Raw genomic sequence first — 14,824 nt, 5'->3', positions numbered from 1 at the left:
TCATAAAATATCATAATAAAATATAAAATAAACAATGAAAAGATTAATTTTATTAATTAATATTATTTTTATTATTTCTAATGTAGGTTGTTTTCATCAAAGTAAAAATGATAATAACGGAAATAAATTAACTATTTCTAAAGGAAGACAGAAAATTGAAAAGGTTCAGTTGACGGAACAAACAAGAGGCGTTAATGAAAGTTCTACCTTTACTTCTGACTTCATAATATCAAGCTTAAATGGCGAAACGACGAAATCTCCTATTTCTGCTTCTTACTGGTTGAGTATATCTGCTCAGGCAGAAATGCTTGATCTATCAAAAATAGCAAATCTACAATCTCCTACTACAGGAAGGTATTCTGATCAGGCTTTATCCGCTACCATTGTGATTACTGCCAATGGAACTACGTTCACGTCGGCCAGTTTTGATGCAGGTAAACCTCCTAGAGAGTTGGAAGCTTTATATTCAGAAATTAAAAAAGGATCAGTAAAAACAAAAGGAAAACCTTAACAGCTATATCAGCCATATAAAAAAAGATAAAATAGACATATACAGTATGTCTTATTCTCTATACTATAAACTTCTGTTTGCCAATTAACAATTCAAAGAAAAGCCTGAAATCGGAAATCAGGGACCAGAGCGGATATTTAAAAGTAGCAGGTTTATTTCTTTCTATTACCGCATGACTGAACCAGGCAAAGCCATATCCGAAAATAGGGACGTACCACAAAAATCTTTCCTTCCCCGAACTGATCACATAAGCGATTACTGCAAATACGAGAAGAGTTCCTAAGAAATGAAAGATTCGGGTTCCTGTTTTACTGTGCTCAGTAAGATAGAATTGATAAAATTCCCTGTATGTTTTTATTCTGTCAGACATGGTTTTTAGTATTTAAGTTTCTAGGGTTTAGAGCAATAAGTTGGCCAATTTGATTAAAAGGGAATAGAGGAAGAGCAAAAAGGCGAAATTGCGAAAAGGCAAAAAAGCAAAATTGAGGAATTGTGAAACTGTAAATTTGCACGTTGCGGTTTGTAAATATAAATGATTGTCGGCTATTGGGTATTCTAGGTAGGTTTAAAGTTAAAACCATAAATCTGCTCAATCTGCGGGAGCTTAAGATGAAACTGTATAAAGGCGAAAAGGCAAAATAGCGGAATCGTTAATTTGTTCGTTGACTTTACATTTAACGGCTTTACAATTCAACGATTTACATTTTAAGAAGGGTAAAGAAGCAAAAAAGCGAAACTGCAGAATCGATGAAACTGTATAAAGGCGAAATTGTAAAATTGCGGAATCGTTAATTTGTTCGTTGACTTTACAATTTAACGGTTTTTACGATTCAACGATTTACATTTTAAGAAGGATAAAAAAAAGCAAAAAAGCGAAACTGCAGAATCGATGAAACTGTATAAAGGCGAAATTGTAAAATAGCGGAATCGTTAATTTGTTCGTTGACTTTACAATTTAACGGTTTTTACGATTCAACGATTTACATTTTAAGAAGGGTAAAGAAGCAAAAAAGCGAAACTGCAGAATCGATGAAACTGTAAAAAGGCGAAATTGTAAAATAGCGGAATCGTTAATTTGTTCGTTGACTTTACAATTTAACGGTTTTTACGATTCAACGATTTACATTTTAAGAAGGGTAAAAAAAAGTAAAAAAGCGAAACTGCAGAATCAATAATTTGCTCGTCTACTTTACGATTTTACGATTCTGCGGTTTCGCAATTTTACTATTTCGCGATTCGGCCTTTCAGCCTTTACATTCTAATCCTTTTGAAATTCTTTCCCAAGCTTACTATTTCTATATCCATAACAGAAATAGATCACTAAGCCTAACGCAAACCATAATCCGAACCAGAACCAGTTCTCATGGCTCATTCCAGTAAGAAGATACAAGCAAGAACTTAGACCAATTAAAGGAATTAATGAGAAATTCTTAATAAAGGCAAAAAGACAAAGAATAAGGTTTACGATGATAAATACAAAAATTGAAGCCCTGAATTCGCCTTCTTTAGGATCTTTCCAGTCCATTAAGTTCTGAAAAAATTCCGGTTGCCACATGTAGAAAGCGATTAATCCACCAATAAAGATAACAGGGAATATGATTTTTCCATTGATATAAGGAAGGTGAAATCTCCCTTTGATCTTTTCCTTTGCAGGAAGCATTAAAACCCCCGCACATACAAGAACGAATGCGAAAATGGTCCCGATACTTGTAAAATCAAGAATAAATGTTTTATCTGTAAACAGGATAGGAACACCTACTGCAATACCAGTAACGATTGTTGCAAATGATGGTGTTTTATATTTTGGATGTACAGTTTTGAATTTTTCAGGCATTAGTCCATCACGGCTCATTGCATACCAGATTCTTGGCTGCCCCATTTGAAATACCAATAACACGGTTGTGATCGCAACAATAGCTACGAAAGATACGACCAGTTCCATCCAGGCAACATTGGCATTTGATTTTTCAAAAATAAATGAAAGCGGATCACCGATACCATCAAATTTTCTGTAATCTACCATTCCCGTAAGAACTAACGTCAGAGCAATATAAATTATAGTACAAAGGACGAGGGAAATGATCATTCCTTTCGGTAACGTCTTCTGTGGATCTTTGGTTTCTTCAGAAAGTACACTTAAAGCATCAAAACCAATGTAAGCAAAGAAAACTCCGGAAACGGCACTCATTACTCCCGCAAAGCCATTAGGCATGAAGGAAGCAACATGTGTTTCTGGATTTAGGGGAGTCCAGTTTTCTGTATTGATATAAGAGAAACCAACCAATATCACCAAAACAATAACAGCCAGTTTTAATATCACCAATGAGTTATTGAAATTCTTACTTTCTTTTACCCCAACATAGCAAAGCCATGTAATGAGTCCATTGATCACTAATGCAGGAAGATCTACAATAACCTTTAAGTTTCTTATTAATGGAGCCGATTTCCATGCGTTAAGTAATTCTTTATTTTCAGAACCATTCATGACAGCCTTTTTAGCTTCGGTATAACTACAGGTCAGATAATCGGGAATATGCATTCCAATTCGATGTAAGAAGCTGGTGAAATAATCGGACCATGAAAAGGCAACATAGATGTTTCCAAAAGAATATTCCATAATTAATGCCCAACCAATGATCCATGCAATCAATTCTCCGAAACTGGCATAAGCATAAGTATAAGCAGATCCTGCTGTAGGAATCCTACTGGCAAATTCAGCATAACAAAGTGCTGTAAAACCACAGGCAAAGCCACAAATCAAATATAGTAAAATAACTCCGGGCCCGCCTCTGAAAACCGCTTCGCCTAAACTGCTGAAACTTCCTGCTCCTATGATAGCCGCAATGCCAAAAAAAACGATATCCCAAACACCTAAAACCCTTAAAAGGTTAGTCGATGTATCTGTTGCTGAATAGTTTTTCCTTCTGAAAAGTTGATTCATTCAATGTCTATATTTGAGTTTGAAAAAAAGCAAATGTAATGATTTTTTGTTTGGTTGTCGGTGAAGACAACAAATTTTAGATAAAATGGTGTGGTTTAAATAAATAAAAACCCTTATTCTTTGTAAATAGGTATTTCTACATAGCTGTCATTATACCATTTTATTTCCAAAGGCTCATTGGCATCCTTGATCGTTTCATCACTTACATCTTTTCCGGTTCCGTAATTAATCTGCCAATTAGGGTTTTTATTTACACCCACTAGTAGTACCAATTTGCTCCCTTTTTCTATTTTTTTACTGATAAATATGGAATTGTTTATTGGGATTTGTTCAACTTTACCAGGAACTAACAGCTGACGTAGTGCATTGTTTTTTGCGTAGCTGGCTCTTACGATATGTGTTGATAATAAAAAAGCCTTGCCGTCCGGTTGTATTTGGTATAAATAAGTATCTGTATCAAAATCTTTCTTGTTAATGGAAACATTAAAATATCCGGAGGGATTTCCACTGATGATAAGGTCCTTGTCTAAAACTTCACTTTCAAAATAAACTGAATTAGTCGTTTTTACGCTGTCTATTTTGCTTACGGCACGATAAGAATCTTTTTGATCTCGATTTTTAAAATCAACAGTTTGTTTAGTGAAACTTTTATTAGGAGACTGAGTAAAAACGGATGGAATATCTTTATGATCCTGAAGATAAAACTTGATAGTTGAGGTATGCATTTTTTCCAAAGTAGGAACGTGTTTCCATGTATTGGTATTCATCACCTGAAAATTGATTTTATCTTTTAAAAGATCAGGTTTCTTACCATTTTTAAGAATATAGTCAAACCATGAAAAAGCAAGGTCATCAATACTGATTCTCGCTACAGGATCGATACGATTTCCATTCACAGAGGTATATCCAAAACTTTGTGCACCACCGTGATCATAAGGACCCATTACCACGTAATGATTGGCATTTTTATTATAGAGATGATGAGATTTAAAATAAGATAAGGCCCCTATCTGATCATCATCATAATAACCGGTTGTAGTTAATATAGGAATATTGATATTAGCAAAATCTTCTTTGTAAGGAACCATTTTCTGCCAGTATTCATCGTAACCCGGATGATCCAGCCATCTTTGAAAAATCTTATTGGGTTGACCACTTATAGTGTCTAAAGCTCTGAATGATTTTCCGCTTTTGTACCATGCTGTGTTAATAGAATCCCATTTTGAGAAATCATTAAAGTCAGCTTCATCTGTAAATTTATTGTTAGTAACATACTTGATCCATTGCAGCATATAGCTCATGAATATATTGTTTTGTGCAGGGTAATCAATTCCAATTCCTACGGCTACCTGAGGGACAATTGTTTTTAATGCCGGATGTAATTTTTTTACAGCTGCCCACTGGCTAAAACCAAGGTAACTTCCGCCAATCATTCCAACCTTTCCATTGCTCCAGGATTGTTTACTTACCCAATCTATGACTTCATAAAGATCCTGTGATTCATCTTCAAACGGATTATTTTCATCGTTGCTGTTTCTTTTACCACGGGTATTGACTACTGCACCTACATAATTATAAATGGCTGCTCTTTTTCCAAAAAGTACATCCACGGGTCCTGCATAGATATTATTGCTAAGAATAACAGGAAGCGGGGTTTTGTTTTCTTTTTTTCTGACAATGGTAATGGTAAGTGTGTTTCCATTTTTCGTTTTAAGATCTTTAGTTTCAATAATGAATTTTTCCTGATCTTTTGCTGCCAGCAATTGCATGATCTGAGGTTTAATGCTGGCATATACTTTATAATTTAAATAATTTTTGCATAAAGCCAAAGCGGATGGATAGTCTATACTGTCTTTATCTTTTTGCTTATCAATCGATTTTTTTAAAGATTTTCTAAAATTATCGACATCTCCGTCAAAAATGAGACCTAATCTAACGAGCATTTTATCGGAGAGGGTTTTATATTTCTCATCAAATGCCTTTTGAAGTGCATTGTGGAAGGTTATATTGTCCTTCTTTTCAATTAATTTGGCTAAACTATAGACTTCGTGAGCAATGAATCTATTTCCAACCATGTTATGGTCAGCGAATTCATTGCGGTGATCTGATAAAGTGGCTATGGATTTTTTATAATCTTTTGAAAGCATCTCCAAACGGAAAAGATTATCCAAAAAGGTGGCTTTATTCTGTTCTTTAAGCTTGAGCAGCGGTTTTTGGGTCATCAATTCCGATGCCAGGACAGGTATTTGTTTTTCGAGTACTGATGAGTCTGTGACAGCTGTTTTCGGAAAGTAAAACTTTTGAGCGTGAAGCAGATTTACAAATATTAATGCTAAAAGTATATTAAATTTCATGTATTGGTATGTTTTTAGATGCTGTAAAAAAGGGGTAAAATCTAAATATTTTTTTGAAAAATTGATTTTAACATTGTTTTGATTATTATGATGTGAAATTAAACAATTTTCTCATGAAATAGTGAAATCTATTTAAAATGATATTTTAGATTATTAAACCTTTTAAAACTTGCTTAAACAATAAGTTTTTAATATTTTCGTTGATATAATAGACTAATTTTTTTATTCAAATAAAGAATGAAATCAAGAAAAATACTTTTAGCGGCTGCCGTGATCTATTTCGGAATTTCCGATGCTCAACAGTCTCAATACTTTACCCAAAAAGAAAATTACAGATTCAATCTAGCCGAAAATCTTTACCAAACCAAAATATACAACGCCTCTCAATACGAATACGCCCGACAATATTTTTACAATCAGAATTTGTCGAGATCCAAAAAAGAAGCTGCACAGTTTTTTGATAATGTGATCGGTGTTATCCTTCAGAAGAATCATGCTGAGGAGGGTTTGACTGCGTTTATTAAAGAATATCCAAATTCTGCTTATTTTGCCCAGGCCAATCTGCCATTAGCGGATTATTATTTAGCTAAAAAAGATTTTGATAAGGCGCTGGAAACTTTGAAAAATGTGAATCAGTATCAACTTTCAAAAGAGGAAAATACCCAGTATATTCTGAAATTAGGATACGCAAAATTCATGACCGGAGATTCTAAAGGAGCTACCGATGCTCTGGAAGAAGCCTATAAAACGGCCGATGAATCTCAAAAAGGAGATATTGCCTACATGCTGGGACATTTGTATTATTCAAACAGCCAGAATGATAAAGCATTTCAGTATTTTGATTCCGTAAAAGATCAGCCTAAATATGCCAAGTTAGTCCGTCCGTACTACGTTCAGATGTATTACAATGACAAGGATTATGATAAAGCAATCTCTGAGGGAAATTTGTTATTAAACGAAAATATTTCAGATTCTTATAAAGCAGAAGTGCACAAGATCATCGGAGAGAGCTACTTTATGAAAAAGGATTACACTTCAGCATATCCACATTTGAAGGATTATCTGAGTGTTCAGCAAAGTCCTTCTGAGAATGATTTGTATGAAATGGGATTTGTGGCTGCTCAGCTGAAAAAATATGATGAAGCCGTTTCTTACTACAATCAGCTGTTGAACAGCAATTCTGCATTGGCTCAAAATGCTTATTACCAGTTAGGGAATGCTTATCTGGCAGTGGATAAAAAACAGGAAGCGCTTTCCGCATTCCGTTCTTCCTATCAGATGGATTATGATGCTAAAGTAAAAAAACTGGCTCATGAGCAGTACGCGAAATTAAGCTACGACATCGGAAACCCTTTCGAAAGCCCGTCAGGTGTTATTCAAAGTTATATTAATGAAAACCAGAATGCTGACAATGCTTCAGAGATGAGATCTCTGTTGGTGAAGTCTTATTTATACTCTGGCAATTATAAAGAAACATTAAATGCAATCGACAGGTTGCAGAGTTCTTCTCCGGAAATTGATAAGGTAGACCAGGAAGTTTCTTATTTGTTAGGAACGGAAGAGTTCAACAAAGGGAATTATGATGAAGCTGAAAAGTATTTTTTAAGAAGCTTGGCATTTAACATCAATAAAGAATTCAATAGCAGAGCTCTTTACTGGCTGGCGCAGACGTATTACCAGAAAGGAAATTATCCTTCTGCAATCGTACGGTATGAGAAATTACTGACAGCAACTTTCCCTGAGAAACAACAGCTGCCTTATGATCTTGGATATGCTTACTTTAAATCCAAAAAATTTGATCAGGCACAAACTTACTTTAAGCAGTATCTGACTAATCCTAAACCGGAATTTAAGAATGATGCAGAACTTCGTCTGGCTGATATTCACTATGCGAATAACGAACTGAATGATGCAATCGCGATTTACGATAAAAACGAAGATTCTACGGATTATACCTTATATCAGAAGGGGATGGCTTTAGGATTCAAAGGAGATACTCAGGCAAAGATCACCAGTTTAAAATCTCTTTTATCCAAATATCCGCAATCTGAATATTTCGATGATTCTCAATATGAGATCGGAACAGCATATGCAGCACAGGATGATTTCGCTAATTCTAATGACTATTTTGCGAAAGTGATTAAAACATCTTCTGATAAAGATTTGATCGCTAATGCTTCTATTTACAGGGCACAGAATTATATTGATCAGAATCAGAATGACAAAGCGATTGCCGAATTGAAATCTTTAGGTGAGCAGTATAAGAATACAGCCTATGCACAGAAGATCGTTCAGGCAGCGAAACCTGTTTTCACTAAAAACGGAGATGTTGCAGGATACGAAAGCTTTGCGAAAAATATCGGAGTAAATGTAGACGCTTCGGAAATTGATGAGATCAACCTTTCTACAGGAAAACAGTATTTCAGCAAGAAAGACTACAAAAATGCTATTTCTTATTACGAGAAATACCTGACTCAGAATCCAACGGGTGAGGGGCTTTATCAGGCTAAATATGAGTTAGGAGAAAGCTACTACCAAACAAATAATACGACTAAAGCATTATTGGTATTGCAGGAAGTTGCCAATGTTCAGAATGATTACCAGGATGATGCTCAGACCCGTTTAGCACAGATTTATGTAGCACAGGGGAATGGTGCAGAGGCTAAAAAATATTTAGAGAATATTAAAAACTCTTCAGACATCAATATTAAGAACTATGCAAATGTAGAATTAATGAAGATGTATGCTGAAGAAAAGAACTTCACTCAGGCTGAAAAGCTGGCTAATGATGTGATTGCTAATACCAAAAATTCTGCAGCAGTCATTGAAACAGCCAAAGTAATCAAAGCGAGAAGCTTAATGAACGCTTCGAAAGATAAAGATGCTCAGGCAGCATATGCTTCTCTTGAAAAATCATCCAATACGGAGGTTGCCGCAGAAGCATTATATGCAAAAGCATTCTATCAGAATAAAGGAAAAGCTTTTAAATCTTCCAATGAAACCATCTTCAAACTGGCAAACAATTATTCTTCTGAAGAATATTGGGGTGCTAAAGCATTGGTACTAATGGCGAAAAATTATATTGGCTTGAAAGATAATTACCAGGCAAGTTATACCTGTGATCAGATCATTGCCAATTATAAGGACTTCCCAGAGATTGTTGCTGAAGCTAAGGAAGTAAAAAAACAGATCAAAAAATAAAGAAAATGTACGGTCGTATTGACGGGTATTAGCATTAATACATTTCACGTGAATACATAAATACAATAAGTAATGAACAGAAGAATTCAAATATTATCCATATTATTTTTAGGGGTTTCGCAGATTGCGTTTTCTCAGATCAAAGAAGAAAAGCTTATTCTTAATAAAAAGAGAGAGCCGGAAGTTAAAAAGATCGAAAAGAAAAAAACTTCAATAGAAACCATTAAGAACTATCCACCGGAAGAGAAATCTCAGAATCCCGTACAATACAGGATTACTGATGTTCCGGCAGTTTCAGACTTCAAAACTTCGACGATCCAGGGACAGGATGTAACTCCGAAATTTGAAGGAACTGCACAGAATAACTATTTACAGTTTGGAATGGGTAATTTCGGGAAAATATTGGGCGATGCAAACATTTCTAAAACCCTTGATAATAAACTGGAAGTAGGTGCAGATGTACACTTTCTTTCAACACTGGGTTTAAAAAGAGAATATGCCTGGGATTCTAAACAGAGTTCCGCATCTATTGGAGCTTTCTTAAACTCATATGGAGAAAAAGGAAAGTTCAATTTGAATGCCCAGTATGGATTGGATAATAACAGATATTATGGGATCTATGCTTTAGAACCTGCAGCGGATGTTGATTTGAAGCAAAGGGTAAATCAGTTTAAGGTGAACGGATATTATGATTTTTATTCTAATGAGATCTTAAATGATGTAAGGGTAAAATCATCCTTTTTAAAGGACCATTTCGATGCTCAGGAAAATCAGGCGTCCGTTTTGGTGAATTTATCGAAACATGCAGTAGAACTGTCTAAAAATGGCATCCTGATGAATGCCGATTTGGGAGTAGGATTGGAAACTGTAAAAACAGATTTTGAAATCAGGGATAAAAATTCATCCAACTATTTTAATGCGACCTTAGATCCTAAAGTTACTTTTGCTAAAGGGGAGTCGTATTTAATGATAGGTTCTTCATTTGCTTTTTTGAATGGTAAAAATTCAAATCTGAATATGGAGCAGGTGAAAAATAATAAAAGCTACTGGTTTCCGAAAGCGGAATTCCAGGTGGCTGCTTCTAAAGAATTTAAATTCTATGGTGGAGTAGATGGTGGTTTAAAATTAAATACCTACAGCGATCTCTTACAACAGAATCCTTTCATCCTTTCTGACCAGATGCTAAAACCAACCGAAACAAAATATCATTTCTATGCAGGTTTAAGAGGAGACATCGATGAAACAATCAAGTATGATTTTTCTGCAGGTTTCGGAAAAATGAAGGATATCATGTTCTTTAAAGCGAATGATTTGTTCAACAACGATTTTACACTCAACCGTTCTGCTTATAATTTTGCCAATACATTCTCTGCTATTTATGATGATGGAAATGTAAGCGATATCAAGGGAAGTGTTCAGTATTTTCCTTTAGCAAATCTGGTTTTAGATGCAGAACTTCGCTTCACAAAGTATAATTTGAAGAACTACGATAACATTTATAACGTTCCTTTGTTTAATGCAAGCATTGGAGCAAAATATGCAATGCTGGATAAAAAACTATTACTTGGATTTAAAGGAATCTTCTCAAGTGACAGAACTACAAACTCTTACTCGATTGAAGGCGTTGCGAATCCAGCGATGATGTATCAGTCTACAGAGAATACCAATGATAAAGTTGGTGGTTATGCTGATTTAAATCTTTCCGCAGAGTATAAATTTCACAAAAATTTCAGTATTTTTGCAACCGGAAATAATCTTCTGAACTCCAATTACCAAACCTATAAAGGATATAAAGTATTGGGTGCCCAGATCTTGGGTGGTGTGAAGATTAGTTTTTAGGAAATAGTAATCAGGATGTAGGGCTTAGTTTTTTCCTAATATCTAAATCCTAATGCCTAAACCCTATTCGGCTGCATAGTTTAATGGATAGAACTTCGGATTTCGGCTCCGACAGTGAGGGTTCGAATCCTTCTGCGGTCACAATGTAGCAAACCCAATCCCACAGCGGGTTTGCTGCTTTTAAAACTTTTTGGAAGCGTATTAATCAGTAACAATAACAGTAACAATTAATACGTATGAAAAATTTAAACTTCGGATGCAAGCGCTCCGACTTTCTTGTAACCAATTCAAGTGATGATTGGTTTATTCAGTGTCGTTTCTACGAGCCAGACAGGGAAAAGCCATTTACTTATCGTCGTAGGTTAAACCGTTTCAAAACAGAAAAAGAAAGGAAGCAAATAGAAAAGCTTCTATTAAAACAGATGTCTGAACTTCTGGATGAAAAAGATTACAATCCCAGAACAAAGGAATACATGTTTGAAAGAGGAAATCTTAACCCTTATCTATTTACTGGAGAAGCTCTACAAAAAGTCCTCGACAAAAAAGAATTTACTTTAGATCACACCAGGAATGTTAAATTGCATTTGGATAGGTTTATGGTAGCTTTTGAAAAGAATAATTTAAATTACCTTAAGATTAAAGATGTTGAGCTGATTCATGTCAAACAAACCTTAGAATCGCTTAATCTAAGCAATTACACTTATAATAAATTTAGAGTTCACCTTTCATCATTGTTTACCGATCTTGTAGATGAAGGATGTATAAAAGTGAATCCCTGCACTGGAATAAAGCCTAAAAAACACATTGTTGAGAAAAGGGAAATTTTCACGATTCAGGAATTAAGAAAGATTGATAAGCATATTAAGGATAAGCACCCACATTTTTATAATTATTTTCAAATTTTCTTTATGTGCGGATGTAGGACCACTGAAATGTTAGCACTGAAAAAGACTGATGTAGATATTAACAGATCAGAATTTACAATCACCTTAAAAAAAGGACAATTATATGTCCGGGAGAAAAGAGCAATTATATCTGATGCTCTACCATTTTGGAAAGATCAGTTAGAAAATGCAATATTTGATGATGATTACATTTTCTCGTTTTTCTATCAGCCAGGAGATCATGAAATGGATAGGAATTTAATTTATCGATTCTGGAAGGAGAAAGTTATGGTTCCTTTGAAAATAGACAAATCAATTTATTCTTTAAAACATACCTTCCTTGATATGGTTGAAGAAGCGAACTATAGCGCACAAATAATGGCTGGACACAGAAACGATCAGACAACTTCAATTTATACGGTAGGACGTGAAAAGAGAAGATTGGAAGCTCAGAAACAAATCAAAATAAAAACATTTTAGCAATTATATGAAAAACATCAAGCTCCGATTATTTCGGGGCTTTTTTATTTCTTTCTTATTCCTTCCCATTCTCCATCAGAATTATAGGAATGATAGAACCCTAAGCCAACGGGTAGCAGTTCCGCCATTTCACAATCCAATGCTGATGCCAAATTTTCCAATGTCTTCAAAGGTGGCATTCTGTCTCCTGAATGATAATAGGAAATTTGCTGAATACCTACTCCAGAACGCTTAGAAAGTTCAACATTAGTTATACTTTTTTTCTTCTGTATTTCTTTAAGTCTTAGATCCATTTAGCAAAGATATGAAATAAAACATATTGTGTGAAAAAATATTACAAAATAAAACAAATGGTTTTATTTATAACAATTATAAATAACGATTATTTTATAAAACTATTTGTTTTAGTAAAACTATTTGTTTTATATTTGTAACACCAAAACGAAATAATAACAATTAAAACAAACATTATGAAAGCTACAGCACAAGAAGTAATTACTTATACAAACGAAAAATTAAACGACTGGTATAAAAAAGCAAAAGAGTATGGTGTAAACGGTGTTGCAATCGCTTTCTTACACAATAATCAAATTGTAATTGATTATTCTGAAAACGGTGTAAATGGTAGATTTTCTCTCGATCATTATGAAGATGAAGCGATGGATTATGTTTTTAATGTATGGTCAGAAGAAGCAGATTTACAAGTAGATAAAGTTTTTTAATTATAACCTTAAATAAATATAAAATAATATGAAAGTTTCAATCACAGACCTAACAAACAAGATCACATTTAAACTACAGAATAAAACGTCTTTAGTAAAGCCGATAAAGAGTAGAAAGCAAAACAATTCAAAACGTTCAAAAAAAAGAAAGTAAAATCAGCGGGGTAATACCCGCTTTTGGTGGTAAAAGCAAAAATCAACATTATGAAAACGCAAAATATTTCTTTCAGAAAAACAGTAATGCTAAGAGCTTATCATATAATGTCAACAACTGGCAAAGAATGGGCTGTATGCCTTCAAAAAGCCTGGCAGCTGTACAGAATTAACAAAGAAATGCATCAGGGTGAAGTAACCTTCTATTTCGAGAAAAAAGACGGTGAAATACGAAAAGCCACCGGCACACTTAAAATTGATTACGAATTTAAAACCCAGAATCAGCCAAACCCGAAAGTATTTACTTATTTCGATGTTGATGCTCAAGCGTTCAGATGTATGAAAATCGAAAATTTCATAATGGTTGAGCAAGCCAGAACACCAGAAGTAAAAGCGGTTGAGGCAGTTAAGAAGTCACCTTCTAAACTTATTAGAAAAAGGCTTAAATTCGTTAAAAGCATATAAGCATGAAAAGAATTGCCCAACGTCACCGAACAAAAGCATCAAGAACAGTGGTAAATCTACCTACTGAAGAAATAGAGCAAGAAAAACCGCTGTTTCTTATCATGCAAAAGGTTTGGTTTGATAAAATAGAATCTGGCGAAAAAACCGAAGAATATCGAGATAATACCGAATTTTATCAATCAAGACTTCTAAACAAGGCAAAAACAGCCTTTAAAAATTATCGTACTGTAATACTTCAAATCGGCTACAATAGCGATGCAAAACGTATGACAGTCGAAATAGAAAAGATTACATTAAAGCGTGACTTCACTATTCACCTGGGCAAAATTCTCGAAAGAACAAACTTCTAAATTTCTTCAAACATAAAAATTTAACCACTCTATTTTTTAGGGTGTTTTTTTATGGTTTAAAAGTCAATAATATTAAAGTGTAACTTTACTTTATATATTTTAAATTGCAATAAATCAAATAGGTAAGTATATTTGTTTGTGATGTTAACGACTGAAATAAAAATCAAATATAAAGGTCGCAGTATTGACTGGCTTGAAGATAAATTACAAGAACTGATTAATACGAAAGTAAGAAAGCGTGATAGTGTAGACGGCTTTTTCATCTGCATATCATGTGAAGAACTCAAACCAGTTAATCAAATGAATGCAGGGCACTATTTTCGAAAAGAGGCGCTGCAATATAAGGCAGTTCGCTTTGATTTAGATAATATTCACGGCCAATGCGTAAGATGTAACAAGTATTTGAGCGCTAATTTGATACCATACCGGGCTAATCTTCTGCTTAAAATCGGTGAAGGTCGATTAAGGCAATTAGAAGAAAAGGCGGCCCTAAATAACTTCAAATTCAGTCGCGAATTTTTAATTGAACAAATAGAAAAACTTAAACATGAAAAATCCTAAAGAACTTTATTTAGTTCTTCAAAAGAAATGGTTTCTCGAAATTCTACAAGGAAAAAAAACAGAAGAATACCGTGATTTTACCGAGTATTATGTTTCTCGTCTTGGTGTCCTGGATAAGGACGGTGAGTTAACAGATACGAAGAAATTTGATACGGTCCGGTTTCAATTGGGTTACGCTAAGAACGCACCGCAAATAGTAGTAGAATGTAAAGATGTCCTTATCGAGTACGATAGTGAAGATGTTGAAGAGTTCACGAACGAAAATAGCAATTTCGCTATCATTTTGGGTGAAATCCTAGATAAAATAAACTGTGAAAATCTTAATGTTTAACCTTTTAAAATTAAAACGATGGCAGAAAGCGG

Annotated in this window: 13 protein-coding genes and 1 tRNA gene; 10 read left to right on the top strand and 4 right to left on the bottom strand. The window is 34.3% G+C overall.

Features of this window, described 5'->3' with window-relative positions:
* Positions 1–34 precede the first annotated feature (34 nt).
* Positions 35–511 carry a hypothetical protein gene (locus CEY12_RS06410; RefSeq protein WP_089026902.1) on the top strand — a complete coding sequence of 159 codons (477 nt, stop codon included), beginning with the start codon at positions 35–37 and terminating at the stop codon, positions 509–511.
* Between the two features lie 58 nt (positions 512–569).
* Here the strand turns inward: CEY12_RS06410 and CEY12_RS06405 are convergent, their stop codons facing one another.
* From CEY12_RS06405 to CEY12_RS06395, 3 genes are all read right to left on the bottom strand, one after another.
* Positions 570–881 carry a DUF962 domain-containing protein gene (locus tag CEY12_RS06405; protein WP_089026901.1) on the bottom strand — a complete coding sequence of 104 codons (312 nt, stop codon included), beginning with the start codon at positions 879–881 and terminating at the stop codon, positions 570–572.
* 888 nt (positions 882–1,769) lie between these two features.
* Complete coding sequence (locus CEY12_RS06400) at positions 1,770–3,452, bottom strand: APC family permease (protein WP_089026900.1); 1,683 nt, start codon at positions 3,450–3,452, stop codon at positions 1,770–1,772.
* 113 nt (positions 3,453–3,565) lie between these two features.
* The gene (locus CEY12_RS06395; protein ID WP_089026899.1) at positions 3,566–5,806 is read right to left on the bottom strand and encodes a CocE/NonD family hydrolase; all 2,241 of its coding nucleotides are present in this window, start codon (positions 5,804–5,806) and stop codon (positions 3,566–3,568) included.
* 237 nt (positions 5,807–6,043) lie between these two features.
* On the opposite strand from CEY12_RS06395, the gene CEY12_RS06390 reads away from it, so the two are divergent.
* The 4 genes from CEY12_RS06390 to CEY12_RS06375 all read left to right on the top strand — a co-directional run bounded on the left by CEY12_RS06390 (position 6,044) and on the right by CEY12_RS06375 (position 12,210).
* On the top strand, positions 6,044–9,007 hold the full coding sequence (locus CEY12_RS06390; protein ID WP_089026898.1) for a tetratricopeptide repeat protein: 2,964 nt from the start codon (positions 6,044–6,046) through the stop codon (positions 9,005–9,007).
* A gap of 72 nt (positions 9,008–9,079) precedes the next feature.
* On the top strand, positions 9,080–10,846 hold the full coding sequence (locus CEY12_RS06385) for a TonB-dependent receptor (RefSeq protein ID WP_089026897.1): 1,767 nt from the start codon (positions 9,080–9,082) through the stop codon (positions 10,844–10,846).
* Positions 10,847–10,915: 69 nt separating this feature from the next.
* Positions 10,916–10,987, top strand: a tRNA-Arg gene (locus tag CEY12_RS06380).
* 95 nt (positions 10,988–11,082) lie between these two features.
* Positions 11,083–12,210 carry a tyrosine-type recombinase/integrase gene (locus CEY12_RS06375; RefSeq protein WP_089026896.1) on the top strand — a complete coding sequence of 376 codons (1,128 nt, stop codon included), beginning with the start codon at positions 11,083–11,085 and terminating at the stop codon, positions 12,208–12,210.
* Between the two features lie 44 nt (positions 12,211–12,254).
* Here the strand turns inward: CEY12_RS06375 and CEY12_RS06370 are convergent, their stop codons facing one another.
* Positions 12,255–12,503, bottom strand: a complete 249-nt coding sequence (locus tag CEY12_RS06370) for a helix-turn-helix domain-containing protein (RefSeq protein WP_089026895.1) — start codon at positions 12,501–12,503, stop codon at positions 12,255–12,257.
* Positions 12,504–12,680: 177 nt separating this feature from the next.
* Here CEY12_RS06370 and CEY12_RS06365 point away from each other — a divergent pair, with 177 nt between their 5' ends.
* The 5 genes from CEY12_RS06365 (at position 12,681) to CEY12_RS06345 (ending at position 14,792) form a co-directional block, all read left to right on the top strand.
* A complete protein-coding gene (locus tag CEY12_RS06365; RefSeq protein ID WP_089026894.1) occupies positions 12,681–12,932 on the top strand; it encodes a hypothetical protein in 252 nt (83 codons plus the stop codon).
* A gap of 204 nt (positions 12,933–13,136) precedes the next feature.
* Entirely contained in the window at positions 13,137–13,550 is a 414-nt protein-coding gene (locus CEY12_RS06360; protein WP_089026893.1) for an SH3 beta-barrel fold-containing protein, read from the top strand.
* A 2-nt stretch (positions 13,551–13,552) separates the two neighbouring features.
* Positions 13,553–13,900 (top strand): hypothetical protein, encoded by a 348-nt coding sequence (locus tag CEY12_RS06355; protein ID WP_089026892.1) that lies wholly within the window; start codon positions 13,553–13,555, stop codon positions 13,898–13,900.
* Positions 13,901–14,041: 141 nt separating this feature from the next.
* The gene (locus CEY12_RS06350) at positions 14,042–14,461 is read left to right on the top strand and encodes a recombination protein NinG (RefSeq protein WP_089026891.1); all 420 of its coding nucleotides are present in this window, start codon (positions 14,042–14,044) and stop codon (positions 14,459–14,461) included.
* The gene (locus CEY12_RS06345; protein WP_089026890.1) at positions 14,448–14,792 is read left to right on the top strand and encodes a hypothetical protein; all 345 of its coding nucleotides are present in this window, start codon (positions 14,448–14,450) and stop codon (positions 14,790–14,792) included. The genes CEY12_RS06350 and CEY12_RS06345 overlap by 14 nt, the downstream gene beginning before the upstream one ends.
* The last annotated feature ends 32 nt before the right edge of the window (positions 14,793–14,824 follow it).

Origin of the sequence: Chryseobacterium sp. T16E-39, from assembly GCF_002216065.1 — a bacterium.
Lineage (GTDB): Bacteria > Bacteroidota > Bacteroidia > Flavobacteriales > Weeksellaceae > Chryseobacterium.
Note: the sequence above shows the minus strand (reverse complement) of the source record. Positions and strands in the feature narration are given on the sequence as shown.

Coding starts and splice junctions, on each gene's coding strand:
- CEY12_RS06355 (WP_089026892.1), top strand. CDS start 13,553: ATGAAAAGAATTGCCCAACGTCACCGAACAAAAGCATCAAGAACAGTG.
- CEY12_RS06345 (WP_089026890.1), top strand. CDS start 14,448: ATGAAAAATCCTAAAGAACTTTATTTAGTTCTTCAAAAGAAATGGTTT.
- CEY12_RS06360 (WP_089026893.1), top strand. CDS start 13,137: ATGAAAACGCAAAATATTTCTTTCAGAAAAACAGTAATGCTAAGAGCT.
- CEY12_RS06410 (WP_089026902.1), top strand. CDS start 35: ATGAAAAGATTAATTTTATTAATTAATATTATTTTTATTATTTCTAAT.
- CEY12_RS06385 (WP_089026897.1), top strand. CDS start 9,080: ATGAACAGAAGAATTCAAATATTATCCATATTATTTTTAGGGGTTTCG.
- CEY12_RS06390 (WP_089026898.1), top strand. CDS start 6,044: ATGAAATCAAGAAAAATACTTTTAGCGGCTGCCGTGATCTATTTCGGA.
- CEY12_RS06350 (WP_089026891.1), top strand. CDS start 14,042: ATGTTAACGACTGAAATAAAAATCAAATATAAAGGTCGCAGTATTGAC.
- CEY12_RS06405 (WP_089026901.1), bottom strand. CDS start 881: ATGTCTGACAGAATAAAAACATACAGGGAATTTTATCAATTCTATCTT.
- CEY12_RS06370 (WP_089026895.1), bottom strand. CDS start 12,503: ATGGATCTAAGACTTAAAGAAATACAGAAGAAAAAAAGTATAACTAAT.
- CEY12_RS06395 (WP_089026899.1), bottom strand. CDS start 5,806: ATGAAATTTAATATACTTTTAGCATTAATATTTGTAAATCTGCTTCAC.
- CEY12_RS06400 (WP_089026900.1), bottom strand. CDS start 3,452: ATGAATCAACTTTTCAGAAGGAAAAACTATTCAGCAACAGATACATCG.
- CEY12_RS06375 (WP_089026896.1), top strand. CDS start 11,083: ATGAAAAATTTAAACTTCGGATGCAAGCGCTCCGACTTTCTTGTAACC.
- CEY12_RS06365 (WP_089026894.1), top strand. CDS start 12,681: ATGAAAGCTACAGCACAAGAAGTAATTACTTATACAAACGAAAAATTA.